At 62.5% G+C, this 24,271-nt stretch carries 24 protein-coding genes; 13 read left to right on the top strand and 11 right to left on the bottom strand.

From position 1 onward, the window contains the following. Positions 1-8: 8 nt before the first annotated feature. The 5 genes from C9990_RS26135 to C9990_RS26115 all read right to left on the bottom strand — a co-directional run bounded on the left by C9990_RS26135 (position 9) and on the right by C9990_RS26115 (position 3,392). Positions 9-710: a fimbria/pilus chaperone family protein gene (locus C9990_RS26135; protein ID WP_106805090.1), complete on the bottom strand. Its 702-nt coding sequence runs from the start codon at positions 708-710 to the stop codon at positions 9-11. Positions 711-743: 33 nt separating this feature from the next. Beyond that, complete coding sequence (locus tag C9990_RS26130; protein WP_106805089.1) at positions 744-1,370, bottom strand: DUF1120 domain-containing protein; 627 nt, start codon at positions 1,368-1,370, stop codon at positions 744-746. A gap of 89 nt (positions 1,371-1,459) precedes the next feature. Continuing rightward, on the bottom strand, positions 1,460-2,080 hold the full coding sequence (locus C9990_RS26125) for a DUF1120 domain-containing protein (RefSeq protein ID WP_106805088.1): 621 nt from the start codon (positions 2,078-2,080) through the stop codon (positions 1,460-1,462). 38 nt (positions 2,081-2,118) lie between these two features. Continuing rightward, positions 2,119-2,739, bottom strand: coding sequence for a DUF1120 domain-containing protein (locus C9990_RS26120; protein ID WP_065907000.1), 621 nt, complete (start codon positions 2,737-2,739; stop codon positions 2,119-2,121). Between the two features lie 32 nt (positions 2,740-2,771). Then, a complete protein-coding gene (locus C9990_RS26115; RefSeq protein ID WP_065906998.1) occupies positions 2,772-3,392 on the bottom strand; it encodes a DUF1120 domain-containing protein in 621 nt (206 codons plus the stop codon). 439 nt (positions 3,393-3,831) lie between these two features. Between C9990_RS26115 and C9990_RS26110 the strand changes: the two genes are divergently transcribed. From C9990_RS26110 to dacB, 7 genes are all read left to right on the top strand, one after another. Further along, positions 3,832-4,215, top strand: coding sequence for a hypothetical protein (locus C9990_RS26110; protein ID WP_177410356.1), 384 nt, complete (start codon positions 3,832-3,834; stop codon positions 4,213-4,215). Between the two features lie 206 nt (positions 4,216-4,421). Then, complete coding sequence (locus C9990_RS26105; protein WP_065906994.1) at positions 4,422-5,057, top strand: response regulator transcription factor; 636 nt, start codon at positions 4,422-4,424, stop codon at positions 5,055-5,057. 95 nt (positions 5,058-5,152) lie between these two features. Beyond that, positions 5,153-5,623: a nuclear transport factor 2 family protein gene (locus tag C9990_RS26100; protein ID WP_065906989.1), complete on the top strand. Its 471-nt coding sequence runs from the start codon at positions 5,153-5,155 to the stop codon at positions 5,621-5,623. 36 nt (positions 5,624-5,659) lie between these two features. After that, positions 5,660-5,935, top strand: a complete 276-nt coding sequence (locus C9990_RS26095; protein ID WP_065906988.1) for a GIY-YIG nuclease family protein — start codon at positions 5,660-5,662, stop codon at positions 5,933-5,935. Positions 5,936-6,010: 75 nt separating this feature from the next. After that, entirely contained in the window at positions 6,011-6,946 is a 936-nt protein-coding gene (locus C9990_RS26090) for a glutathione S-transferase family protein (RefSeq protein ID WP_065906986.1), read from the top strand. 139 nt (positions 6,947-7,085) lie between these two features. Further along, on the top strand, positions 7,086-9,512 hold the full coding sequence (locus tag C9990_RS26085) for a TonB-dependent receptor (protein ID WP_106805087.1): 2,427 nt from the start codon (positions 7,086-7,088) through the stop codon (positions 9,510-9,512). A 661-nt stretch (positions 9,513-10,173) separates the two neighbouring features. Next, positions 10,174-11,631 (top strand): D-alanyl-D-alanine carboxypeptidase/D-alanyl-D-alanine-endopeptidase, encoded by a 1,458-nt coding sequence (gene dacB / locus C9990_RS26080; protein WP_106805086.1) that lies wholly within the window; start codon positions 10,174-10,176, stop codon positions 11,629-11,631. A 6-nt stretch (positions 11,632-11,637) separates the two neighbouring features. On the opposite strand, the gene C9990_RS26075 is transcribed toward dacB, so the two are convergent. Beyond that, complete coding sequence (locus C9990_RS26075; protein WP_106805085.1) at positions 11,638-12,417, bottom strand: IclR family transcriptional regulator; 780 nt, start codon at positions 12,415-12,417, stop codon at positions 11,638-11,640. Between the two features lie 119 nt (positions 12,418-12,536). Here C9990_RS26075 and hmgA point away from each other — a divergent pair, with 119 nt between their 5' ends. The 4 genes from hmgA to C9990_RS26055 all read left to right on the top strand — a co-directional run bounded on the left by hmgA (position 12,537) and on the right by C9990_RS26055 (position 17,291). Continuing rightward, positions 12,537-13,820: a homogentisate 1,2-dioxygenase gene (hmgA, locus tag C9990_RS26070; RefSeq protein WP_106805084.1), complete on the top strand. Its 1,284-nt coding sequence runs from the start codon at positions 12,537-12,539 to the stop codon at positions 13,818-13,820. A gap of 3 nt (positions 13,821-13,823) precedes the next feature. Next, a complete protein-coding gene (gene fahA / locus C9990_RS26065) occupies positions 13,824-15,110 on the top strand; it encodes a fumarylacetoacetase (protein ID WP_106805083.1) in 1,287 nt (428 codons plus the stop codon). A gap of 12 nt (positions 15,111-15,122) precedes the next feature. Further along, a complete protein-coding gene (gene maiA, locus C9990_RS26060; protein ID WP_106805082.1) occupies positions 15,123-15,767 on the top strand; it encodes a maleylacetoacetate isomerase in 645 nt (214 codons plus the stop codon). Positions 15,768-15,929: 162 nt separating this feature from the next. Next, entirely contained in the window at positions 15,930-17,291 is a 1,362-nt protein-coding gene (locus tag C9990_RS26055) for an aromatic acid/H+ symport family MFS transporter (RefSeq protein ID WP_106805081.1), read from the top strand. A 543-nt stretch (positions 17,292-17,834) separates the two neighbouring features. On the opposite strand, the gene C9990_RS26050 is transcribed toward C9990_RS26055, so the two are convergent. Then, positions 17,835-18,638, bottom strand: coding sequence for a SirB1 family protein (locus C9990_RS26050; protein ID WP_106805080.1), 804 nt, complete (start codon positions 18,636-18,638; stop codon positions 17,835-17,837). A 188-nt stretch (positions 18,639-18,826) separates the two neighbouring features. Between C9990_RS26050 and C9990_RS26045 the strand changes: the two genes are divergently transcribed. Further along, positions 18,827-19,846 (top strand): Glu/Leu/Phe/Val dehydrogenase dimerization domain-containing protein, encoded by a 1,020-nt coding sequence (locus C9990_RS26045; protein WP_065906967.1) that lies wholly within the window; start codon positions 18,827-18,829, stop codon positions 19,844-19,846. A gap of 55 nt (positions 19,847-19,901) precedes the next feature. Here C9990_RS26045 and C9990_RS26040 read toward each other — a convergent pair whose 3' ends face one another. Beyond that, a complete protein-coding gene (locus tag C9990_RS26040; RefSeq protein WP_012722374.1) occupies positions 19,902-20,162 on the bottom strand; it encodes a YebG family protein in 261 nt (86 codons plus the stop codon). A 248-nt stretch (positions 20,163-20,410) separates the two neighbouring features. On the opposite strand from C9990_RS26040, the gene C9990_RS26035 reads away from it, so the two are divergent. After that, entirely contained in the window at positions 20,411-20,899 is a 489-nt protein-coding gene (locus C9990_RS26035; RefSeq protein WP_065906966.1) for a phosphate-starvation-inducible protein PsiE, read from the top strand. On the opposite strand, the gene C9990_RS26030 is transcribed toward C9990_RS26035, so the two are convergent. The 3 genes from C9990_RS26030 to C9990_RS26020 all read right to left on the bottom strand — a co-directional run bounded on the left by C9990_RS26030 (position 20,896) and on the right by C9990_RS26020 (position 24,242). Next, positions 20,896-21,213 carry a DUF3509 domain-containing protein gene (locus tag C9990_RS26030; RefSeq protein ID WP_065906965.1) on the bottom strand — a complete coding sequence of 106 codons (318 nt, stop codon included), beginning with the start codon at positions 21,211-21,213 and terminating at the stop codon, positions 20,896-20,898. The two genes, C9990_RS26035 and C9990_RS26030, sit on opposite strands and share 4 nt — an antisense overlap. Positions 21,214-21,512: 299 nt before the next feature. Then, complete coding sequence (locus tag C9990_RS26025; RefSeq protein WP_106805079.1) at positions 21,513-22,805, bottom strand: serine/threonine transporter; 1,293 nt, start codon at positions 22,803-22,805, stop codon at positions 21,513-21,515. A 60-nt stretch (positions 22,806-22,865) separates the two neighbouring features. After that, complete coding sequence (locus C9990_RS26020; RefSeq protein WP_106805078.1) at positions 22,866-24,242, bottom strand: L-serine ammonia-lyase; 1,377 nt, start codon at positions 24,240-24,242, stop codon at positions 22,866-22,868. Positions 24,243-24,271: the final 29 nt, after the last annotated feature.

The raw sequence follows: 24,271 nt of genomic DNA, 5'->3' as shown, positions 1-24,271 counted from the left end.
AGTGTTGGTCAGGTGAGGGGGGCTTCGTAGGCAGCCACGGCAAAGCCGTACACAGTGGCCGGTTGCAGCCGGACTTTGCTCGCCGGGCCGCCCGTGGCAGGCACGCTCAGGGTTTCTCCCGGCAACACGTAGGTGCGCGGCAGCATGGCCTTGCCGTCACCGGGCAGCAGCCGCAACTCCTGGGCCAGGCGCACCACGTACGGGCTGTCGTTGCGCACCTGCAAGGTGCTGCCGTGCTGTGACCAGGTCAGGTGGGTCCAGGGGGTGCGATTCAGCGCCAGGCCTTTGGGATGAATGATCACCGGCAGGTTCTGGCGCACCGTCACACCCACCCGGGCGTGCCCGGCTTCGGTCGCGGGGCGGCCCTGGGGCATGCCCTCGAAGATCGCGCGCTTGAGCCGTTGGGTCAGCAGCGGTTGATGGCTTTGCAGGATGAACCGTACCAGTTGCGATTTGGAGGCTTCCACCCGCGACAACGGCGGGGTGACCACCAGCAGCGGCTCTTTGTCTTCGGGAATGTCTTCCAGGGTGACGTGCAGCAGGGCGAGTTGGCTGTCGGTGTTGGTGACCGACACGGCCGCCTCGCCTTCGGCTTCGTAGACGATGACCACCGAAGTGTCGGGGATCATCCCGTCGGCCTGCGCACCTGCGCCAAACAACAGGGTCAGGGCAAGCAGGCCGGTAGTGGGTTTGAATGATGTCGTCAGCATGACGGGGTTTTCCATTGGGGCAACATGAAGAGGTCAGAGGTAGCGCAGATCCAGCACGATGGCGCCGTCGAGCGGCACCTCCTGATTCAGGGTCAGGTACTGGGCGAAGTTGATGGAGGTGTCGATGCGCAACTGGGTGCTGAGCTGGCCGATGAAGTCGGGTTGGCGATCACCCGGCGGCGCAAATCCCACATAGGCTCTGGGACTGGCAGTGGCTTGCGGCGACCAGGTTTCGCCGTTGTCACTGGACGCCAGGGCCTGCATGGCCTGGGCGTCGCCCATCGGGTTGCGGTAAGACAAGGCCACCGACCCCAGGCGCTCGGCCGGCGCATGCAGGTTCCTGCCCAGGCCGTAGAAAGCCCCGGGGTCGAGTGACGACTCGGCGCGGTTGTCGAGCCCCACCAGGGCAAACAGCATGGGCCTGCTGCACTGCACGCTCAGCTCCAGCAACCGAGTGGGCAGCACGGTGAATTCGCTCGGGTTCAAGGTGTGCGAGGGGATTTTCCCGTGGTCGACCGTACCATCGTCCGATAGCGTGACGTGGCAGGCGTCCGGCGTCACCCGGCCGGTCACGGTGAGGTCGACAAAGGAGGCGGCGAAGGCCGCAGGAGCGGTCGTCAACCAGAGCAATACAGCCAGGAAGCGAGAGTGCGTGTTCATCGGTGGGCGCCACGGGTCGAGTTGAATACGGGCGGTACAACAACAACGCCCATGCCTGCGAGGTGTTGCCAGGCATGGGCGCCCAGGGGTTACAGGTACTTCACTTCCAGGGTGGCCGAACCGTCGAGGGTCACCTCGTTGCTCAGGTCCAGGCCGTCGGTGCGTGCGATGGAGGTTTCAACCATCAACTCCAGCGACAAATCCTTGACCGGCACCGGTTGAGTGGCGTCATCCATGCTGGCCACCGACATGTACAGGCCTGGATCCCAGAATTTTTCGCGGTACCAATTATCCTGGCCGTTGAAGGATGCAATCGACTGCACCGCAGTACCGTCGGCAACCGGGTTGTCGAGTGTCAGATAAAACCAGCCGAGCTTCTGGGTGCCGTTGATCAGGCCCAGGCCGTAGTTGCTGGGAGTAATCGACGAGCCGGCCCGGTTGTCGACCGAATGCAGTGCAAAGAGGATTGCGCTGTCGCAGCTCACGGCCATGGTCAGGGTGTGCGTCCCGATGTGCGTCGGGTTGTCCGTGCGCAGGTCCTTGGCGGAAATCTTGCCGTGGTCGATCACCCCACCGCTGGACAGGACGGGGGTGCAGGCACTCGGTACGATCAGGCCCTTGACGGTCAGGTCGACGGTGGACGCGGCGTAAGTGGCAGCGGAGCCGAGCAGCATCAGGCTGGTGGCGAGGGCGGTAAACAGGGGCTTCATGAGAGTCGAATTCCTTTCGATTGAGTCTGTGTGAGGCATTACAGGTAGTTGACCTGGACCGTCGCGTGCCCGTCGACGGGGACTTCGTCGGTCAGGGTCAGGCCGTTGGCGGGGGCGATGTGGGTGTACAGGCGGATTTCGGCATCGAAGTCCTGCACCGCAATCGGCACCAGTTGGTTGCCCCTGGCGATTGCCGTCAGCATGGTGTGGGTGAGCATGCTGGTGGGCAGCCATGTAACGCCGCCATCGACAGACGTAATGGCGCGTGCAGCGACGCCGTCCGCCACTGGGGCATATAGATGGAAGGCGGCGCCGCCGACTTTTTCACCGTCCGATGTCATGCCCAGGCCATGCCAGTTGGCGTGGTTGGCCGAGGAACCGGCGCGGTTGTCGATGGTGCTCAGGGTGAAGAAGGTCGGCGCCTCACAGCGCACACTCAACTGCATGGTTTGGTGGGGCAGCGAGGTGTACTGCTCGGCCTCGAGATCCTTGGCGGCCATTTTTCCGAAGTCGATCGTGCCACCGCCGGAGATCAGCGGCGCACAGGCGCTGGGGGTAATGGTGCCTTTGACGGCGAGGTCGGTGGAGCTGGCGGCCAGTGCCCATGGCGAGGCCGCGAGCAACAACACTGCCAATGGGATTGCAGGGGGAACGTGCATGGTTGGAACCTTCCGTGTGGACGGGGTTGGGGTTACAGGTACATCACTTCCAGGGTTGCGGAGCCGTCGATGGGCGCCTCGTCACTGAAATCGAACTGGTCTGCACGGGCGATGCTGGCGCCGACTTCCAGGTCCAGCACCAGGCTCTTGATCGGCAGCAGTGTGGTTGCGTCGTCCACTGCCCCGGCGCCCCACAGGGTTTGCAGTTCCCAGTTGCGCTCGCTGTACCAGGTGCGACCGCCATCGACGGAGGCAATCGGCTGGGCACTCACACCGTCGGCGAGCATGTTCAAGGGGGTCAGGTAGAACCGGCCCAGTCGCTTGTTGCCATTGATCAGGCCGAGGCCGAAATCACTGCTGCCGGTCGAGGTGCCGCTGCGGTTATCGATGGGTTTGATGGCGAAGGGGATGCTTGCATCGCAAGTGATGCTCAACTGCAGGGTCACTCGGGGCAATGACGTCGGATTGTTCTGGACCAGGTCCTTGGAAGCTATTTTTCCGTGATCCACCATACCGCCGCCCGAGAGCGTCGGTGTGCAGGCATTCGGGGTGATCAGGCCTTTGACGGTCAGGTCGACGTTGCTGGCGGCAAAAGCGGGTGTAGTACAGGCGAGTAAAAGGGCGATGCTCGACAGCGTCAGGGACTTGCTCATTTCAATACGTTCCACTACAGGGCTGGCTGATATAAAGCGCGCGCAGCGTCGACCGGCCTGTCTGGGCAGGCGGCGAGCAAGGCGGCAGGTTGTATTTGGATGGGATCGCCGATGACCGCGAGCCCGTTCCCTCTTTGCGGGGTGGCGGCAATTTAGCCGGGCTCTGGGGTCGGGGAAATACAACTATTACGACAATCGAAGTAACAAGTATTTGGGCATGAGAACGTGAGAACTTATGTGCTTGTTATGTAAGAAAGTTGAATTTTTCGTAGTTGTTGTATCGTCATTTTTATCTCTAAAAGGCTATTCATGGTCGCTTGTAAACAGTCGTGTGAGAGCCTTGGGGTGTTGATGAACTCATGGGCTGGACAATCACGGTAAGCACAATGAGGTGACCCTGGTGACAAGGGTATTTTCCGATCAAGTACCTGTCCTGAAGTTGGCACCTTCACCCTCGCCACCGTGGGTGGCAGAGCCGCCGGACAACTCGCAGGGCATCACGTGGCCAACCCGTGCCCGCCTGGTCGAGATTTTCGGCAGTGATGAAATGGTAAGCCGGGTGCTGGTCAGCCTGATGAATGAAGCTCGCAAGGACGATGCCTTGCTGGATCAGGCGCGGATCAGCGCCAATGCCCCTTTGGTAGTGGAGCGCCTGCACCGGTTGGTGGGCAGCCTGGCGTTTGTCGGCGGGGTCGACCTGGAGCGTGGCAGCGAGCACCTGATCGCGCGGGTACAGGCCTTTGGGGTGGCGGCGAATGCGCTGCAGTTGCAAGCGTTCCAGCGCAACCTGCGGGTCTATATCGCTTACTTGAGTCGACTATGAACCCTCGGAATAGAGAACTTTGTAGGAGGTTTTTCGGTTGTGCTGAAGGCCTTGTATGTAGGTAATTTCTGTTTATTTTGTAGGTATAAGGTTGTCGGCTATCAATTACTGGGCGCGGTTAAAAACACCGCGCGCCGAGTGGTTGTTGAGGCTCGCGCACAGAGGTATTTTGCCAAAATTCCAATTGCCATCATTCGTGGGTATTTATGCTTCGTGTAATTATTGCCGACGACCATCCGATTGTGCGTATCGGGCAACGGGTGGTGATTGAAGCGGGCGGCCGGTGCAAAGTGGTCGGCGAAGCCGATGGGCCCGATGAGTTGCTCAAGTTGTTGAGCACGGTGGCCTGCGATGTGCTGGTGACGGACTTCGCCATGCCGGGCGGCCAGCAGGCCGACGGTTACGGATTGCTCGGCCTGTTGCGACGCCAGTATCCGACTTTGCCGGTGATCCTGGTGACCATGTTTGCCAACGTCGCAACGCTGCGGGCTTCGTTTGCCCACGGTGCGCGCGCGATTGTCGCCAAGAGCGCGTCAGCCAGGGAGTTGCCGATCGCGATCAGGACGGTGATCCAGGGCGAGACGTTTGCCAGTGAGTGCCTGAAGGCGCAACTGTTGGAGGCCGGCACCGGCGACCAACTGCAACAGCCGCAGTTGTCCAGCAAGGAACGTGAAGTGGTGAGGATGCTCGCCAGCGGCATGACCGTCACGCAGATTGCCGCGCGGGTCAATCGCAGCATTTCGACGATCAGCAAACAGAAAAGTACCGCCATGAGCCGGTTGTGCATTTCCACCGACGTCGACCTGTTCGCCTATGCGCGCAGTTGCGGCATGGTGCCGTAGCGGGGGGCGGGCCATTCCCGGCGTAAATGCCGATAGAGTTTTGCCCAGGCGCAGACTATCTTGATCGGCTTACAACCCTGGTTTGGAACCTGCCCATGAGCGATGCACACAACGCCCTGATCACCGAGTTCTACAGCGCCTTCCAGCGGCTGGATGCCGAGGCCATGGCGGCCTGCTACACCGAGGACGTGCTGTTCAGCGACCCGGCCTTCGGTGAACTGCGCGGCCGTGATGCCGGCGACATGTGGCGCATGCTCACCACCCGGGCCAAGGATTTTTCCCTGACTTTCGACCATGTGCGCAGCGATGAGACCAGCGGCAGTGCGCATTGGGTGGCTACCTACCTGTTCAGCGCCACCGGCAACACGGTGGTCAACGATATCGGCGCACGCTTTGTGTTTCGCGAGGGCAAGATCTGCGAGCACCACGACCACTTCGACCTGTGGCGCTGGTCGCGCCAGGCCCTGGGCCTCAAGGGCCTGCTGCTGGGCTGGTCGCCAGCGCTGAAAAACGCCGTGCGCGCCCAGGCGCTCAAAGGCCTGAAGGCATTTCAGGCCAGTCGTTGATAAGCTTGGCGCACCTCTGGATTGCCGACTCGACCTGTGACTGATCTTCCTGCCCCCAAACCCTGGTTCGTCTACCTGGTGCGCGCCGCCAACGGCGCGCTGTACTGCGGCATCAGCAATGACCCGGTGCGCCGTTTTGCCTCGCACCAGAGCGGCAAGGGCGCGCGTTTCTTCCTGTCGAGCCCGGCAGTGGCTTTGGTGTACACCGAGCAATGTGCGAGCAAGGGCGAGGCTCTGCGCCAGGAACGCTTGATCAAAAAACTGAAAAAAAGCGCCAAGGAATGCCTGGCGGCGAGCGGCTCATTGATTTGACTGATGGGTTCCCATGATCCCCACGCGCGTGGTTGCAGGCTAAGCTAGCGGCTCACCTATCGAGCGGAGCCTGGCATGTCTGAGTTGATCCTTCACCACTACCCGCAATCTCCCTTTGCTGAAAAAGCCCGCCTGTTGCTGGGTTTCAAGGGCTTGTCCTGGCGCTCGGTGCATATCTCACCGGTGATGCCCAAGCCTGACCTGACGGCCCTCACCGGTGGCTATCGCAAGACGCCGGTGCTGCAAGTCGGCGCCGATATCTACTGCGACACTGCCCTGATCGCCCGCCGCCTGGAGCAGGAAAAAGCCGCGCCGGCGCTGTTCCCCCAAGGCCAGGAACTGGTCACCCAAGCCTTTGCCGCCTGGGCCGATTCGTTGGTGTTTTCGCACGCGGTGGCGCTGGTGTTCCAGCCAGAATCCCTTGCGGTCAAATTTGCCAAAGTGCCGCCGGAAATGATCCAGGTGCTGGTGGCCGACCGCAGCAAATTGTTCAGCGGCGGCACGGCCGCCCGTGTGCAGCTGGACCAGGCCAAGCACCAATGGCCGGTGATCGTCGCGCGCATTGATCAGCAATTGCAGCATCAGTCGGGGGATTTCCTGTTCGGCGAGCCGTCGATTGCCGACTTTGCGCTGGCGCATCCGTTGTGGTTCCTCAAGGGGTCTTCGGTGACCGCGCCTCTGGTGGACGCTTATCCCGCTGTCGCTGCGTGGCTGGACCGGGTGCTGAGCTTCGGCCATGGCACGGCGACCCAAATGAGCGCCGAGCAAGCCCTGGACGTGGCGCGCAACGCGACGCCTGCGGTGTTGCCTGACGAGATCTTCGAGGACCTGAACGGCTTCAAGCCTGGTCAGCAAGTGAGTATTTGCGCCACTGACTACGGCACTGACCCGGTCGCGGGTGAACTGCTGTTCGCGGGCCGCGAGGAACTGATCCTGCGCCGCATTGATGAACGCGCCGGCACCGTGCACGTGCATTTCCCACGCTTGGGGTTCCGTATTCAGGCGTTGTAGGCGCATTCCTGCACAGGGCCAGCGGTTTTTTTTGAATTATTTTCAAAATCAGGTGAGGTAAATCGTCAGCCCATCCGTGTAGTGCTTGAAACTGCGATCTATTCGCATTAACAGCGTTTTCTACACGGGTTCTCACAGCATGAAGTCGACGGCGGGCGGTTTGGTTAAACAGTGGCTGGGAGCCTCGGTATTGGCGGTGTCGGGGCTGGCGTTGCTGCCCCTGTGCGTGGCGCAGGCCCAGGAACAGCAAAGCGCCCAGTTCAATTTTGCCCTGGCCGCCAAACCGCTGCCCCAGGCCCTGAGCGATTTCAGCCGGGTTACCGGGATCAGCGTGATCTACACCGATGAAGCGCCTTACGGCCTCAGCGCCCCGGCGGTCAGCGGGCAAATGAGCGCAACCCAGGCCCTGCAACGCCTGCTGGGCAACTCGGGCTTCACCTTCCGCCAGATCGACGCTCGCACGCTGGCCCTGGAACCGCTGCCCACCGACGGTGCGGTCAACCTCGGGGCCACCACCATCAGTGGCGTTGGCCAGAACCCGTCCCAGGACAGCACCAGCTACCAGCCGCCGCCCACCAGTTCGGTGATGCGCTCCCACGGCCTGCTGCTGGAAACCCCGCAAACCGTCAACGTGGTGCCGGCCCAGGTGCTGCGTGACCAGACCCCGCGCAACCTGGATGATGCCCTCGCCAATATCAGCGGCATCACCCAGGCCAACACGTTGGCCAGCACCCAGGACGCGGTGATGCTGCGCGGCTTTGGCGACAACCGTAACGGCTCGATCATGCAGGACGGCATGCCGGTGGTGCAGGGCCGAGCGCTGAACTCCACGGCCGAACGCGTCGAAGTGCTCAAGGGCCCGTCCTCGCTGCTGTACGGCATCCAGGACCCGGGCGGCGTGGTCAATATCGTCAGCAAGAAGCCGCAATTGACCCAGGCCACGTCGCTGACCGTACGCGGCTCGACCTTTGGCGACGGCAAGAACGGCAGCGGCGGCAACCTCGACACCACCGGGCCGATTGGCGATTCGGGCCTTGCCTACCGCCTGATCGTCGACCATGAAGACGAGGATTACTGGCGCAACTTCGGCACCCGCCGCGAATCGTTGGTGGCGCCGTCGCTGGCCTGGTATGGCGACACCACCCAAGTGGTATTCGCCTACGAGCATCGCGAGTTTCTCTCGCCATTTGACCGGGGCACCGCCATCGACCCCAAGACCAACCACCCGTTGGATATCCCGTCGACCCGTCGCCTGGACGAGCCGTTCAACAACATGGAAGGCCGTTCCGACCTGTACCGTTTTGAAGTCGATCACGAACTCAATGACGACTGGAAAGCCCACTTCGGCTACAGCTGGAACCGTGAAACCTATGACGCCAGCCAGGTGCGCACGGTGTCCGTCAACGCCAACGGCACCCTGACGCGCAGCATGGACGGCACCCGCGGCGCCCTGACCACCGACCGCTTCGCCACGGCGAGCCTGGAAGGCAAGGTCAACCTGGGCGGCATGCAGCACGACCTGGTGTTCGGCCTGGACGACGAGTACCGCAAGATCTACCGCGCCGACCTGATTCGCCAGGCGCAGCGCAGCGTCTTCAGCTACGTCAATCCGGTCTACGGCAGGGATGTGGAAGGCACCGCCGTCAGCGCCAAGGACAGTGCGCAGACCGACCTGCTGCGCAGCGACTCGCTGTTCTTCCAGGACTCCGTTCACCTGACCGACCAGTGGATCTTCGTCGCGGGTGCGCGCTACCAGATGTACGACCAGTACGCGGGCAAGGGCGTGCCATTCAGCGTCAACACCAACGGCAATGGCCAGGCCTGGGTGCCACGTGCCGGCCTGGTGTACCGCTACACCGATGAACTGTCGTTCTACGGCAGCTACACCGAATCCTTCAAGCCCAACTCCACCATTGCCCCTTTGGCCGATGGCAGCAAACTGACCGGTGACCTGACGCCGGAGCAGTCCAAATCCTGGGAGCTGGGCGCCAAGCTCGACATCCCCGGACGCATCACTGCCAGCGCGGCGTTGTTCAACATCGACAAGCGTAACGTGTTGGTGTCGGTGGGTTCGGGCGCGAACACCATCTACAGCATCGCCGGCCAGGTGCGCTCGCGTGGCCTGGAACTGGACGCCACTGGCCAGTTGACCGACCAATGGAGCGTGATCGGCAGCTATGCCTACACCGACGCCGAAGACGTGAAAGACAAAGACCCGACCCTGGAAGGCAACCGCCTGCAGAACGTGGCCAAGCACACCGGCTCGCTGGCGCTGGCCTATGACTTCGGCAACGTTTTTGGCGGTGACCAACTGCGCGTCGGCACCGGCGCACGGTATGTCGGCGCCCGCGCAGGCGACGCCGCCAACGATTTCACCTTGCCCGGCTACACCGTGGCGGACGCGTTCGCCACCTACGACACCAAGATCGAAGGGCAGAAGGTCAAGTTCCAGCTCAACGTGAAGAACCTGTTCGACCGCACCTACTACACCTCGGCGGCCAGCCGGGTGTTTGTATCCCTTGGCGATGCGCGACAGGTATCGGTCTCGAGCACGCTGGAGTTCTAAAGATCCACCGTTGTGGAGAGCGGGCTGCCTGTGGCAAGCAAACTTTCCGGGGCCGGCATGCTGCCTGTGACAAGCAAGGTTTTTGGGGGCCAGCATGCTTCCTGTGACAAGCAAGGTTTTTGGGGGCCAGCATGCTTCCTGTGACAAGCAAGCTTTTTGGGGGCCAGTGTGCTTCCTGTGACAAGCAAGCTTTTTGGGCCAGCATGCTGCCTGTGACAAGCAAGCTTTTTGGGGGCCAGTGTGCTTCCTGTTACAAGCAAGCTTTTTGGGGGCCAGTGTGCTTCCTGGGACAAGCAAGCCTTTTGGGGGCCAGCATGCTTCCTGTGACAAGCAAGCTTTTTGGGGCCAGCATGCTTCCTGTACAAGCAAGCTTTTTGGGGGCCAGCATGCTGCCTGTGACAAGCAAGCTTTTTGGGGGCCAGCATGCTGCCTGTGACAAGCAAGCCTTTTTTGGGGCCGACATGCTTCCTGTGGTGAGCGGGCTTGTCCCGCGTTGGGCTGCGCAGCAGCCCCAAATCCAGGCACCGCGATACCCCCGAAAAAAACGCAGTGGCTTTATTGGGTCCGCTTCGCCGCCCAACGCGGGGGCAAGCCCGCTCGCCACAAACACCTTGAGCTGTTAGCGTTGCCGCCACCTGACGCTTTGCGGAACACGATACTGATGCACTTTGGACGATGGTTACACACTGGCACGCTGTGGGTCGGCTTGAGCTTTTTACTGGGAGGTTGCGCGAGTGTTTCGCCGACCTCCACCCCAGCGACCCTGGACCACCTGCTGGCCGACCCGGCCCTCAACGGCGCCACCGTCTCAGTGATGGTGCGCGACGCCCGCAGTGGCACCACCCTCTATCAGCACAACCCGCGCACGCGGTTGATCCCGGCCTCCAACCTCAAGCTGCTGACCACTGCGGCGGCGATGGATGTGCTCGGCCCGCAGTACCGCTTTTCCACCCAGCTCTTGAGCAACGGCACCCGCCAAGGCGAGCGCCTCAGCGGCAACCTGTACCTGCGTGGCCTGGGCGACCCGACCACGCAGTTCGCCGACTACCAGGCCCTGGCCGCCCAACTGGCGAGCCAGGGCGTGCGCCAGGTGCAGGGCGATTTGGTGTTCGACGACACCTGGTTCGACGCCGAGCGCCTCGGCGTGGACTGGGCCCAGGATGACGAAAGCACCTACTACGGCGCACAGATTTCGGCGCTGACGGTGTCGCCCAACAGCGATTTTGATGCGGGTACTTTGCTCGTTACCGCCCGCGCGCCGGTGGCAGTCGGGCAACCGGTGAGTGTCGTGGTGAGCCCGGCCACCGATTATGTGCAACTCAGTAATCGTGCGGTGAGCGGAGCGGGCAACAGCTACGCGATCACTCGCCAGCACGGCACCAACCTGCTGCAACTCAGCGGCGCGTTGGCGCCGGGTAAGCAGAGCCGGCAGTGGGTGAGTGTGTGGGAGCCGACGCAACTGGTGGCCAATCTGTTCGAACAGGCGCTGGCGCAGCAGGGCATCCAGGTGCTGGGGCGGCGTGTGATCGGTGCGAGCAGCCCTGCGACGGCCACTGTGCTGGCGGAGCATCAATCGGCACCGCTGCAGGACCTGATCACGCCGTTGCTCAAACTCTCGAACAACAACATGTCCGAAGCCTTGCTCAAGGCCATGGGCCGCAAGACCGCCAATGCCGGCACGGCAGCGGCGGGCGTGGCGGCGGTGGCGGGCTTTCTGCAGCGCCAGGGGCTGGACCCGGCAACGCTGAGCCAGGTGGACGGCTCGGGCTTGTCGCGACGCAACCTGGTGTCGTCGCAGACCCTCACCGACCTGCTGCTGGCCACGTCCAGACAGCCGTGGTTCGAGGCCTGGTACAACGCCTTGCCGATTGCCGGGAATGCCGACCGCATGACCGGTGGCAGCCTGCGTTATCGCCTGCGTGGCAGCGCTGCCGAAAACAACCTGCACGCCAAGACCGGCTCGATGGCCGGCGTGTCATCGCTGAGTGGCTACATCACCGACGCCAAGGGGCGGCGCCTGGTGTTCTCGATGATCAGCAATAACTACGTGAGTGACGCCGCGCCTATTCGCGCTGTGGAAAACCGCGTGGCGCTGGCCTTGAGCCAATGGCACGAGTGAGTTGACTCAGGGCTGATAGCCCATGCGCCAACTCACGGCCCGAGTGGCGGCCAGCAAGTGCTGGGCCGCCGGGCCATCTTCATCGGCGTGAAACAGTGAGGTGGGGCCGACCACGGTCATCACCGCCGCCACTTGCCCGACCGCGTTGAACACCGGCGCCGACAACGCATCCACCCCCGGCATCAGCAGGCCGTGCACAAAGTGCAGGCCGCGCTGGCGGATCTGCTCGCAGGTGCGCGCATAGGCCTGATCGTCCGCGAGGGCATGGGCGATGCCGGCCTGGACCTCACGCTCACGCAACTCCACGGTTTCCCGCGAAGGCAGGAAGGCGCTGAATACCAGCCCGGTCGACGAACTGAGCAACGGCAACACCGACCCCAACTGCGTCACCACAGTGATGGCGCGCACCGCCGGCTCGATGTGCACGACGGTCGCGCCTTGATTGCCCCACACCGCCAAAAAGCAGGTTTCATTCAATTCATCGCGCAGTTCCGCCAGCGGCATCGCGCCGACTTTCAGCACATCCATGCTGCCCAGCGCGGCCAGGCCGACACGCAGCGCCTCGCGGCCGAGACCGTAGTGGTTGGTGGCGGTGTTCTGTTCGGCAAACCCCGAGGCGATCAGCGCCTGCAGGTAACGGTGCACCTTGCTCGCCGGCATTTGCACATGATCGGCCAGGCGTGACAGCGAGGTGGCCGGCGACAATTCGGCCAGGGCCTTGAGGATATCGGTGCCCACTTCGGCCGAGCGGACTTTCTGTTTACCGGTGTCGCGGGGCTTTTCCATGGAGGGGCGAGAATCCGAGAGATGAATGGGCGTCTTTATAGCTTGACGGTCGACAGTGATCAAATTACGTTATGCGTAACTGGATTACGATAAAAACAACTTCCGTCAGAGGATGATCCATGAACCTCGAATACCTCTCGGGCTTCGGCAATGAATTCGCCAGCGAAGCCCTGCCCGGCGCATTGCCGGTCGGCCAGAACTCCCCGCAAAAAGCGCCCTACGGGCTGTACACCGAACTCTTCTCCGGCACTGCCTTCACCATGGCGCGCAGCGAAGCCCGCCGCACCTGGCTGTATCGCATCCAGCCGTCGGCCAATCACCCGGCGTTCGCCAAGCTGGAGCGGCAATTGGCCGGTGGACCACTGGGCGCGGTGACGCCCAATCGCCTGCGCTGGAACCCGTTGGATAGTCCGAGTGAGCCGACGGACTTTATCGACGGGCTGGTCGGCATGGTCGCCAACGCCGGCTCGGAAAAGCCTTCAGGTATCAGCATCTACCACTACCGCGCCAACCGCTCGATGGACCGCGTGTTCTTCAACGCCGATGGCGAGTTGTTGCTCGTTCCCGAGCAGGGGCGCCTGCGCATCGCCACCGAACTCGGTGTGCTGGACGTCGAGCCGCTGGAAATCGTGGTGCTGCCGCGCGGCCTTAAATTCCGCGTCGAACTGCTGGATGCGCAAGCGCGCGGCTACGTCGCCGAAAACCACGGCGCACCGCTGCGCCTGCCGGACCTGGGGCCCATCGGCAGCAACGGCCTGGCCAACCCACGCGACTTCCTCAGCCCCGTCGCCCACTACGAAGACCGGAAGCAGCCGACCACGCTGGTGCAGAAATTCCTCGGTGAACTGTGGGCCTGCGAGCTCGACCACTCGCCGCTGAACGTGGTGGCCTGGCACGGCAACAACGTGCCGTACAAGTACGACCTGCGCCGTTTCAACACCATCGGCACGGTGAGTTTCGATCACCCGGACCCGTCGATCTTCACCGTATTGACCTCGCCCACCAGCACCCACGGGCTGGCCAACCTCGACTTCGTGATCTTCCCGCCGCGCTGGATGGTGGCCGAGAACACCTTCCGTCCGCCGTGGTTCCACCGCAACCTGATGAACGAATACATGGGCCTGATCCAGGGCGCCTACGATGCCAAGGCCGAAGGTTTCCTGCCCGGCGGCGCCTCGCTGCACAGCTGCATGAGTGCCCACGGCCCGGACGGTGAGACCTGCACCAAGGCCATCAATGTGGACCTGGCGCCGCACAAGATCGACAACACCATGGCCTTCATGTTCGAGACCAGCCAAGTACTGCGGCCCACGCAATTCGCGCTGCAATGCCCGCAGCTGCAACCTTCCTACGACGCGTGCTGGGCCTCGTTGCCTGCCACCTTCAACCCGAATCGGAGATAACCCATGACGCAACCAACCCTCACCCGCAGCTGGGTAGCCTCCGCCAACGGTCATCGCGATTTTCCCCTGCAGAACCTGCCGCTGGGCGTGTTCAGTATCAACGGCTCGGCACCGCGCAGTGGTGTGGCGATCGGCGACGCGATCCTCGACCTGCACGCGGCCGTGGACGAGTTCGCCGGTGAAGCCCTGCGTGCAGTTGAAGCCACCGCCGGCGGCCAGCTGAACGCCTTTTTCGAACTCGGCCGAGGCCCGCGCGTGGCGTTGCGCGAACGGCTGCTGGAACTGCTCGCGGAGGGCAGCAAACTGCAAACCCGTGAAGCGCAGGTGTTGCATCGCGCCGCTGATTGCCAGATGCACCTGCCAGCCAAGATCCACGACTACACCGACTTCTACGTCGGCATCGAGCATGCGCAGAACGTCGGCAAGCTATTCCGCCCGGATAACCCGCTGCTGCCGAACTACAAGTACGTGCCGATTGGTTATCACGGACGCGCCTCGACCATTCGCACCTCGGGCGCCGAAGTCCGTCGTCCCAAAGGCCAGACCCTGCCGGCCGGGCAGACCGAACCCAGCTTCGGCCCCTGCGCACGCCTGGACTATGAGTTGGAACTGGGCATCTGGATCGGCCAGGGCAATGCCATGGGCGACTCGATTGCAATTGGCGATGCGGCCGAGCACATCGCCGGTTTCTGCCTGCTCAATGATTGGTCGGCGCGGGATATCCAGGCCTGGGAATACCAGCCGTTGGGGCCGTTCCTGTCGAAAAGCTTTATCACCACGATCTCGCCCTGGGTGGTGACGGCCGAAGCGCTGGCGCCGTTCCGCAAGGCGCAACCGGCGCGTCCCGAAGGCGATCCGCAACCGCTGCCGTACCTGCTGGATCAGCGCGACCAGGCGGGCGGGGCCCTCGATATCGAACTGGAAGTGCTGCTCACCACCGCGTCGATGCGCGAGCAGAACCTGCCGGCCCACCGCCTGGCCCTGAGCAACAGCCTGCATATGTACTGGACCGTGGCGCAGTTGGTTGCGCACCACAGCGTCAACGGCTGTCAGTTGCAGGCCGGTGACCTGTTTGGTTCGGGCACCTTGTCGGGACCGCAGGCCGGGCAATTTGGCAGCCTGCTGGAGATGACCGAAGGTGGCAAAAAACCGATCCAATTGCCCTCCGGCGAGGTGCGCAAGTTCCTCGAAGACGGCGACGAAATCATCCTGCGTGCGCGTTGCAGTCGCGAAGGCCATGCCTCGATTGGCTTCGGCGAATGCCGCGGCACCGTGGTCGCCGCGCGCTAGGAGGGCAGGGCGATGGAACTCTATACCTACTACCGCTCCACCGCGTCGTACCGGGTGCGCATCGCCCTGGCGCTCAAGGGCCTGGATTTCACTGCGCTGCCAGTGAATCTACTGGTGCCGGCGGGCGGCGCCAATCGCCAGCCGGAGTACCTGGCCATCAACCCGCAGGGCCGCGTGCCGGCCTTGCGCACGGATGACGGCGAGTTGTTGATCCAGTCCCAGGCGATCATCGAGTACCTAGACGAACGTTATCCACAGGTGCCGCTGTTGTCCGAAGACCTGGCCACCCGTGCGCACGAGCGCGCGGTCGCCTCGATCATTGCCTGTGACATTCACCCGCTGCACAACTCCAGCACCCAGAACCTGCTGCGCCAGTGGGGACATGACGAGGCGCAGTTGCTGGAATGGATCGGGCACTGGATCAGCCAGGGCCTGGGCGCGGTGGAGCAGTTGATTGGCGACGAGGGTTATTGCTTTGGCGCGCAGCCGGGGCTGGCGGATGCGTTTCTACTGCCGCAGGTGTATGCGGCGGAGCGCTTCAAGGTGGCGTTGACGGCGTACCCGCGTATCGGGCGGGTAGTGGCGTTGGCGGCTGGGCATCCGGCGTTCCTTCAGGCTCACCCCGCAAATCAGCCGGATACCCCTGCCACCCCGTGAATCTGAAGGCTTGCACCGATCAAATGTGAGAGCGGGCTTGCTCGCGAAAGCGCTGTATCAGTCACAGAGTCGACGACTGACACTCGGCTTTCGCGAGCAAGCCCGCTCCCACATGGGGTCTCCAGCGTGTCCAGAATATAAAAACAATACAGGTACCTTGCGATGCACAATCAGATTGCCAGCTTTCGCGCGGCACTCGACGCCCGTCCGGTGTCGCGCTATCAGTGGTTGATCCTCCTGTTGCTGGCGCTGCTGCTGGTGACCGATGGCTACGACGCCCAGGTGCTGGGCTATGTAGTGCCTGCGCTGGCCAAGGATTGGGGCCTGGAAAAAGCCGCCTTCGGCCCGGTGTTCAGCGCCAACCTGTTGGGCTTGACCCTCGGCTCGCTGCTGGTGACGCCCCTGGCGGATCGGTTTGGTGTGCGGCGCATCCTGCTTGGCTGCGTCCTGATCTACGCCAGCCTCACAGTGCTGATGGTGTTCGCCAACTCGTTGACGACGCTGATGGCCGCGCGGTTTATCTGCGGCATTGGCATGGGCGGGGCGATGCCCAGCGCCATGGCCTTGATGTCGGAATATTCGCCGCCGCGCCTGCGCACCCTGATGGTGACCCTGGCGGCGTGCGGTTTCTCGTTCGGCGGCGCCGCAGGCGGGTTTGTGGCGGCGGGATTTATCGAGGGATATGGCTGGCAGGCGGTATTCCTGGCGGGCGGTGTCACGCCATTGCTGCTGTTTCCTTTCCTGGTGTGGCTGCTGCCGGAATCACTGCCGCGCCTGCTGCGTGATGCGCCGCCGTATGCGCGGCTGCAGAAGGTCACCGCGCGCATGCTGCCCGGCTGGCAAGCCCCGCCGGCAAGCGCGGCGGAAAACGCTCAAGAGCAAGGCAGTAAGCTGACGGTGGTAGAGTTGTTTCGCAATGGCTACGCGCGTCCGACTGTGCTGATCTGGGCGACCTTTTTCGTCAGCCTGATCCTGCTGTACTTCATGATCAGTTGGTTGCCGTCGCTGCTGCTGGAAAGCGGCCTGGCCCTCAAGCAAGCCAACCTGGTGACCTCGATGTTCCTGTTTGCCGGCACCTTGGGTGCGATTGGCATGGCGTGGTTTGCCGACCGGTTGAAGAGCAAGGTCCGGCTGTTGTCCGGCGTGCTCGCGGCAGCAGCCGTGTGCACTGTGCTGCTGGGCTTGAACCACGACAATCCGCGCTACCTGGTGGCCTGCGTTTTCGCGGCCGGGTTCTGCATCATCGGTGGGCAACTGACCCTGAATGCCTTCGCCAGCAACTTCTACCCGGCGCACGTACGCGCCACGGGTACCGGCTGGGCATTGGGCGTGGGGCGGTTTGGCTCGATCCTCGGGCCGCTGTTTGGCAGCATGCTGCTGGCGATGCAGATTCCGGTGCAGCAGATTTTTTTCTTCTGCGCGATTCCGGCGGTGATTGCCGCATTGCTGATTATCCAGGTGCGCTCGCCGGGTGTGGGGTCGGCGGAACGCCCGGTGCCGGGCGATATTCTCAAGACCCCTTGAGGCCAGGCGCGAGTCACTGTGGCGAGCGGGCCTGTCGTGGTGAGCATGCTTGTTGTGGGGGGCTTGTTGTGGCGAGCGGGCTTATTGTGGTGAGCATGTTTATTGTGGCGAGCGGGCTTGCCCCGCGTTGGGCGGCGAAGCCGCCCTAAAACCTGACGCTGCGGTATATCTGACCCTCCGCATGGGTTTTTGATGGGGCTGCTGCGCAGCCCAACGCGGGGCAAGCCCGCTCGCCACAACAAGCCCGCTCGCCACGTTAGTCATCTGCCCAAATCCCCTTGAATCAGGCGCCAGTCACTTTGGTGAGAGGGCCTGCCGTGGTGAGCATGCTTATTGTGGCGAGCGGGCTTGTTGTGGTGAGCGGGCTTGCCCCGCGTTGGGCGGCGAAGCCGCCCTAAAACCTGACGCTGGGGTATATCTGACACTCCGCATGGGTTTTTGATGGGGCTGCTGCGCAGCCCAACGCGGGGCAAGCCCGCTCACCACAGTCATTGATACAGCCACAGTCACTGCCAGAGCTCACCACCAACGGATCCGGCAGCGTCAATGCACCACTGTATTCGGCGGCAAGTGTCCCAGGCGCTCCGTCAGGCGCAGGCGCTGGATCGGATCTTCACTGAGCAGCAGTGCGTGTTCCAAGTCAAAGCGCTCGGCGTTCGGGCAGTCCAGGCGCTGATACAGGCTGGCACGGGCGAGGTAGTCGGCGGCACTCGCATTGCCCAGTTCCAGCACGCGCTCGGCGTCGATCAGGGCGGACAACGGGTTGTCATTGGAAAGGTGCAGCTGGCGCAGGTTGCGCGACAGGCGCTGCAGGATCGAGCGCGGTCCGGCGGTGTGCAGATGGTCGGCCTGCAACTTGAGGTTGGGGCCGTATTGGCGTTGCAACAGTTCGCGGCAATCATTGGGGTACAGGCGCCGACCGCCGCAAGGGTCGAGCAGGTGATCGGCGCCGGGCACGCGCAGCAGGAAGTGGCCCGGAAAGTTGACCCCGACCATGGGGATGTCCAGGCGTCGTGCCAGCTCCATCGCAATCAACCCCATGGCCAGCGGCTGTCCGCGCTTGCGCTGCAGGACCTTGTCCAGCAGGGCGGCGGCGGGGCGCAGGGGGGTGAAGTCATCCTGGGCGAATCCGAGGTCATTCATTCGCCGCAGCAGTGGTTGACCCAGTTCATCGGCCGGCAACATTGGCATGCCCAGGCTCACCTGTTGTTGCAGCAACCCCAGCTCCTGCAGGATCACCAACGGCTGCACCGCCGGGTCATGCTCGGCAGCAATCCACAGCGCGGCTTCAAACAGCGCAGGGGGTGAACGTTCCAGGCAGGCGAAAAAGGCTTTGCGGGGGTTCATTGCATTCTCCGGCGGATGCCCTCCCGTTTTAGCCTTGCTGGGAATTTTCGTCCAGTGGCTTAGAAAATATCCTCCGTGCTTATGTCGCAAGCCCCGTAAATCCGGGCGGCTTATTCCAGCGTACTTCGGCAGTTTTCTGCCGCACGCCTATACTTGGCGACTACAAAGAGTGATTCGGGAGCTCGACGATGTTTGCTCTCATGCACAGCACCCGCCTTGAATCGCTGCACCTGAGCATCGACCCGGTGACGGGGTTGAAGGCGGTCATCGCCATTCACAACAGCCGCCTGGGCCCTGCCTTGGGCGGCTGTCGCTACCTTGCCTACCCCGACGACGAAAGCGCCGTGGCCGATGCCGCGCGCCTGGCCCAGGGCATGAGCTACAAGGCTGCCCTGGCCGGGCTGGCGGTGGGCGGCGGGACGGCGGTCATCATCCGCCCCGTGCACGTGGAAAGCCGCGCCGCCTTGTTTGAAGCCTTTGGCCGTTGCATCGAAAAACTCGACGGCCGCTTCATCACCTCGATCGACAGTGGCACGTCAGTCGCCGACATGGATTGCATCGCCCAACACACGCGCTTCGTCACCAGCACCACGGCGGCAGGCGACCCGGCTCCGCATGCCGCCATGGGTGTATTCACCGGCATTCGCACCACCGCCATGGCCCGCCTGGGCAGCGACAACCTCGAAGGCCTGCGCGTAGCGGTGCAGGGCCTGGGCAATGTGGGTTATGCCCTGGCCGAACAGTTGCACGCCGCCGGCGCCGAACTGCTGGTCAGCGACATCGACCATGGCAAGGTGCAACTGGCCATGGAGCAATTGGGTGCGCATCCTATCGCCAATGACGCCTTGCTCAGCACGCCCTGCGACATCCTTGCGCCGTGCGGTGTGGGGGCGGTGTTCAATCGGCACAGCGTTGGCCAACTGCGCTGCGCCGCCGTGGCCGGTTCCGCCAGTGCGCAACTCACCAACCTGCAAGTGGCCGACCAACTGGAAGGGCGCGGCATCCTCTACGCCCCGGACTACGTGATCAACTCCGGCGGCTTGATCTACGTCGCTCTCAAGCACGGCGGCGCCGAGTTGCCGACCATCACCGCGCACCTGTCCAACATCGGCACGCGCCTTACCGAAATCTTCGCCCACGCCCAGGCCGAAAAACGCTCGCCTGCACGGGTCGCGGATGAGCTGGCCGAGCGCCTGCTGTACAAATAGGCCGGGTATTAAAAAGGCCCTGAATCCATGATTCAGGGCCTGTTCAATTCGGGCTTTATTCCGCCGGCGCGTTGAGCAATTCGGACAGCGCGTCCGGTTGGCTCTTGAACGCCTTGGCAAATACATCGCGGTTCTTCGCCATGTAGATCCCGGCTTCTTCAACCTGCTGCTCGCTCAGCGACGGCACGGCTTTTTGCAACACTTCTGCCAGCAACTCAGCGAGTTCAAGCATCTTGTCATGACGGTCAGCTTCGGCTTTATCCATGAACAAACGCTCCAGATCTCGGCTGCTGCGGTATACCACTTCGACGGCCATTCACCACCTCACATGCCTTCACGATAGTTGTCTTTTGCGACTACTGTATTTATATACAGCGAAAAGGGTAAGCCAAACCACGGGGTTTGGGTAGCAGTTTTTTAATCTAGCCCGTAAATACAGGTTGAGCGTGCCTCATGTCACCCCGCCATCATCTTATACCTGCCTCTGGCCTTTTTTCTGCATGCAGAACAACCGTCACGTCCAACCCGCATTATCCGGTCGAGTCGACCTAAGGAAGCATCATCGTGAAAATCAACTGGGCCGAAAAGCTGCGCCAGAACGTCCATGGTCTGGCTGAGTCCCTGGGCAATCTGTTTGTCGAGTCGTTCCACTACCTGGCGCTGTTCGCCATTGGTGCAGTGACCGCCTGGGCAGCGGTGATGGAGTTTCTGGGGATGCTGGAAACCGGGCACATCAAGATCGATGACATCTTGCTGTTGTTCATCTACCTGGAATTGGGGGCGATGGTCGGGATCTACTTCAAGACCAACCACATGCCGGTGCGGTTCCTGATCTACGTGGCGATTACCGCGCTGACGCGCCTGCTGATCTCCAACGTGTCGCACCACAACCCGCCCGATATCGGCATCATCTACCTGTGCGGTGGGATTCTGCTGTTGGCGTTCGCGATTCTGGTGGTGCGCTATGCCTCGTCGGCCTTCCCGTCGGTGAAGGTCGAAGGCCCGCGTCGCAAGGGCGAGACGAGCCTGGAAACCGAGAAGGGCGAGCTTTAAAGCCCGACGCTGAAGGGCAGGGCGCGGGTCGGTGGCCGCTGCAACAGTTTGTGGCTGTCGCCGTCGGTCATCACCGCCAGGATTTCCATGGCGCTGTGGCCCTGCTCGATGGCAATTCCGAATTGGATGCTTTGCACCAGGCGTTTGAGGCGTTGCGGGTCGTTGCGCTGTTCGGCGCTGATCATGCGCTTGGCGACGACGCCGGTGTCATCCGAGAGGGTGAGCATGATGCTGCCATCCAGCCGCTGGATGCTCAGGTTGACGCGGTATTGGGGGGTGAAAGTGTCGGTGATGATCTGAAAAGGATTGTCCATGGTGCGTTACCGCCTGATAAGAACATGCAGTCATTGACGACCGGTGTCTGGATTAGTTCGCATTGCCTGACCACCGGCCACTCCGTCGCTGAGGGTGTACAAATTCCGTTTGCCTCATGAGCTGTACAGCAAGGGGCGTGCCGTACAGCGACTTCCCAGCCCATGGGGTCTGAATGTGGGAGCGGGCTTGCCCGCGAATGCGCTCTTTCAGCTAATAAATACTCAGATGAAGGAGTGCATTCACGAGCAAGCCCGCTCCCACATTTATCTTGGGTTGATCTTCAGGTCTGTGGGCTATTTCAGGGCAGTACCGAGAAAACGATCGCAGACAGCGCAATCAACCCGATCACCACCACAAACACGTTCGACAGTTGGCCCGAGTACTGGCGCAGGGATGGCACGCGGCGGATCGCGTACATCGGCATCAGGAACAGCAGGCACGCGATGATCGGCCCGCCCAGCGTCTCGATCATGCCGAGGATGCTCGGGTTGAACGTCGCCACGGCCCAGCAGGTCAGCACCATGAACAGCGCGGTGCAGCGCTCCAGGCCTTTGGACGACATCGAACGGTTGCGCCCGCGCAGGGATTTGACGATCAACCCCTGGAAGCCTTCGCTGGCGCCGATGTAGTGGCCCAGGAAGGATTTGGTAATCGCTACCAGCGCGATCAACGGCGCGGCATAGGCAATCACTGGCGTCTGGAAGTGGTTGGCCAGGTACGACAGGATCGAGATGTTCTGGGCCTTGGCCGCCGCCAGGTCAGCCGGCGACAGCGCCAGCACGCAACTGAAGCAGAAGAACATCACGGTCAGCACCATCATGCCGTGGGCGGTGGCCAGGATGCCGCTGCTCTTGCGCTCGGCCTGCGCGCCGTACACGCGTTTCTGGTCGACGGCAAAGGCGGAGATGATCGGCGAATGGTTGAACGAAAACACCATCACCGGGATTGCCAGCCACAGGGTCTTGAAGAATATCGGCAGCGGCATGCCGTCGCCGGCGGAGGCGAAGAATGCACCGTTCCAGTTGGGGATCAGGCTCACGGCCAGCAACAGCAGGGCGGCGACGAACGGGTAGACCAGCACGCTCATGGCCTTGACGATCACACCCTGGCCGCAGCGCACGATGGCCATCAGGCCGAGGATCAGCACCAGCGACAGGATCGCCCGGGGCGGCGGCGCCATGTGCAGTTGATGTTCCATGAAGCTGCCGAGGGTGTTGGTCAGCGCCACGCTGTACACCAGCAGGATCGGGAAGATCGCGAAGAAATACAGCAGGGTGATCAGCTTGCCCGCACCCACGCCGAAATGCTCTTCGACGACTTCGGTGATGTCACCGGATTTGCCCGACAGCACAAAGCGCGTCAGCCCACGGTGGGCGAAGAAGGTCATCGGGAAGGCCAGCAGTGCCAGCACGATCAGCGGCCAGAAACCACCGACGCCGGCATTGATCGGCAGGAACAGGGTGCCCGCGCCGATGGCGGTGCCGTAGAGGCCAAGCATCCAGGTGGTGTCGTGTTTGTTCCAGCCTTTTGCAACGGGGGTCGTCAGGTCTACAGCGGGATTTTCGGCAGCAGGTGTACGTACATCGGTCATCGTTATTGCCTCGTTATTATTTTTGCGCGGGCTCACGTTGGGGCGGTCAGGGAATGCTCCTCAGCACTCCACCCAGTTCACGGCCAGGCCGCCCCGTGAAGTTTCTTTGTATTTGTCATGCATATCGGCGCCGGTATCGCGCATGGTGCGGATCACCCGGTCGAGGGAAATGAAGTGTTTGCCGTCCCCGCGCAGGGCCATCTGCGTGGCATTGATCGCCTTGACTGCCGCGATGGCGTTGCGCTCGATGCACGGCACCTGTACCAGGCCACCGACCGGGTCGCAGGTCAGGCCGAGGTTGTGCTCCAGGCCAATTTCGGCGGCGTTTTCCAGTTGCTCGGGCGTGGCGCCCAGCACATCGGCCAAGCCGGCGGCGGCCATGGCACAGGCGGAGCCGACCTCGCCCTGGCAGCCGACTTCGGCGCCGGAGATCGAGGCGTTTTTCTTGCAGAGGATGCCGACGGCGGCCGCGGCCAGGAAGAAATTGACTACGTCGTCGTCAGACGCGTCGGGGTTGAACTTCATGTAGTAATGCAGCACCGCCGGGATGATGCCGGCCGCGCCATTGGTCGGCGCGGTAACCATGCGCCCGCCGGCGGCGTTTTCTTCGTTGACGGCGAGGGCGAACAGGTTGACCCATTCCATCGCCGACAAGGTCGAAGTGATCACATTCGGTTTACCGATTTCCAGCAGGCTGCGGTGCAATTTCGCAGCGCGGCGCGGCACGTCCAGGCCGCCGGGCAGGATGCCTTCATCGCGCAGACCCTGCTCGACGCATTCGCGCATCACCGACCAGATATGCAGCAGTCCGCTGCGGATCTCCTCGTCACTGCGCCACGCGCGCTCGTTGGCCATCATCAGTTCCGAAACCCGCAGCCCGTGCTGGTTGCACAGGGCCAGCAGTTCGACAGCGCTGGAAAAGTCGTAGGGCAATTCCACGTCACTGGTCGGCGCAATGCCCGAAGCCGCTTCAGCGGCTTCGATGATGAAACCGCCGCCCACCGAGTAATAGGTTTGCTCGCTCAGCAAGCCATTGTCGCCGTAGGCATGCAGGGACATGGCGTTGGGGTGGTAGGGCAGGCTTTCGTCGAGCAGCAACAGGTCGCCGTGCCAGTTGAAGGCAATGTCCTGCTGGCCGGCGAGCAGCAGCCGGCCGCTCTCGCGCAGTTGCTGGATACGGGCGTTGATCGAGGTGGGGTCGATCTGGTCTGGCCATTCGCCCATCAGCCCCATCACGCAGGCGCGGTCGGTGGCGTGGCCCACGCCGGTCGCCGACAGCGAGCCGTACAAGCGCACTTCGACGCGACGGGTTTCGCTGAGTAGCTGTTGGTCGATGAGGGCCTGGGCAAACGTCGCCGCAGCGCGCATCGGGCCGACGGTATGGGAACTGGACGGGCCGATGCCCACCTTGAATAGATCGAAAACACTGATAGCCATGCTAAAGCCTTACAAGCAATGGAGTAGGA

This window comes from Pseudomonas sp. S5D5, from assembly GCF_003013355.1.
Taxonomy (GTDB): Bacteria; Pseudomonadota; Gammaproteobacteria; order Pseudomonadales; family Pseudomonadaceae; genus Aquipseudomonas; species Aquipseudomonas aylmerensis.
This window is presented reverse-complemented; position numbering and strand designations above follow the sequence as displayed.

What these genes read in the sequence shown, in the direction of transcription:
- C9990_RS26135 (WP_106805090.1), bottom strand. Translation starts at nt 710, where the DNA reads ATGCTGACGACATCATTCAAACCCACTACCGGCCTGCTTGCCCTGACC.
- C9990_RS26130 (WP_106805089.1), bottom strand. Translation starts at nt 1,370, where the DNA reads ATGAACACGCACTCTCGCTTCCTGGCTGTATTGCTCTGGTTGACGACC.
- C9990_RS26125 (WP_106805088.1), bottom strand. Translation starts at nt 2,080, where the DNA reads ATGAAGCCCCTGTTTACCGCCCTCGCCACCAGCCTGATGCTGCTCGGC.
- C9990_RS26120 (WP_065907000.1), bottom strand. Translation starts at nt 2,739, where the DNA reads ATGCACGTTCCCCCTGCAATCCCATTGGCAGTGTTGTTGCTCGCGGCC.
- C9990_RS26115 (WP_065906998.1), bottom strand. Translation starts at nt 3,392, where the DNA reads ATGAGCAAGTCCCTGACGCTGTCGAGCATCGCCCTTTTACTCGCCTGT.
- C9990_RS26105 (WP_065906994.1), top strand. Translation starts at nt 4,422, where the DNA reads ATGCTTCGTGTAATTATTGCCGACGACCATCCGATTGTGCGTATCGGG.
- C9990_RS26100 (WP_065906989.1), top strand. Translation starts at nt 5,153, where the DNA reads ATGAGCGATGCACACAACGCCCTGATCACCGAGTTCTACAGCGCCTTC.
- C9990_RS26090 (WP_065906986.1), top strand. Translation starts at nt 6,011, where the DNA reads ATGTCTGAGTTGATCCTTCACCACTACCCGCAATCTCCCTTTGCTGAA.
- C9990_RS26085 (WP_106805087.1), top strand. Translation starts at nt 7,086, where the DNA reads ATGAAGTCGACGGCGGGCGGTTTGGTTAAACAGTGGCTGGGAGCCTCG.
- dacB (WP_106805086.1), top strand. Translation starts at nt 10,174, where the DNA reads ATGCACTTTGGACGATGGTTACACACTGGCACGCTGTGGGTCGGCTTG.
- C9990_RS26075 (WP_106805085.1), bottom strand. Translation starts at nt 12,417, where the DNA reads ATGGAAAAGCCCCGCGACACCGGTAAACAGAAAGTCCGCTCGGCCGAA.
- hmgA (WP_106805084.1), top strand. Translation starts at nt 12,537, where the DNA reads ATGAACCTCGAATACCTCTCGGGCTTCGGCAATGAATTCGCCAGCGAA.
- fahA (WP_106805083.1), top strand. Translation starts at nt 13,824, where the DNA reads ATGACGCAACCAACCCTCACCCGCAGCTGGGTAGCCTCCGCCAACGGT.
- maiA (WP_106805082.1), top strand. Translation starts at nt 15,123, where the DNA reads ATGGAACTCTATACCTACTACCGCTCCACCGCGTCGTACCGGGTGCGC.
- C9990_RS26055 (WP_106805081.1), top strand. Translation starts at nt 15,930, where the DNA reads ATGCACAATCAGATTGCCAGCTTTCGCGCGGCACTCGACGCCCGTCCG.
- C9990_RS26050 (WP_106805080.1), bottom strand. Translation starts at nt 18,638, where the DNA reads ATGAACCCCCGCAAAGCCTTTTTCGCCTGCCTGGAACGTTCACCCCCT.
- C9990_RS26045 (WP_065906967.1), top strand. Translation starts at nt 18,827, where the DNA reads ATGTTTGCTCTCATGCACAGCACCCGCCTTGAATCGCTGCACCTGAGC.
- C9990_RS26040 (WP_012722374.1), bottom strand. Translation starts at nt 20,162, where the DNA reads ATGGCCGTCGAAGTGGTATACCGCAGCAGCCGAGATCTGGAGCGTTTG.
- C9990_RS26030 (WP_065906965.1), bottom strand. Translation starts at nt 21,213, where the DNA reads ATGGACAATCCTTTTCAGATCATCACCGACACTTTCACCCCCCAATAC.
- C9990_RS26025 (WP_106805079.1), bottom strand. Translation starts at nt 22,805, where the DNA reads ATGACCGATGTACGTACACCTGCTGCCGAAAATCCCGCTGTAGACCTG.
- C9990_RS26020 (WP_106805078.1), bottom strand. Translation starts at nt 24,242, where the DNA reads ATGGCTATCAGTGTTTTCGATCTATTCAAGGTGGGCATCGGCCCGTCC.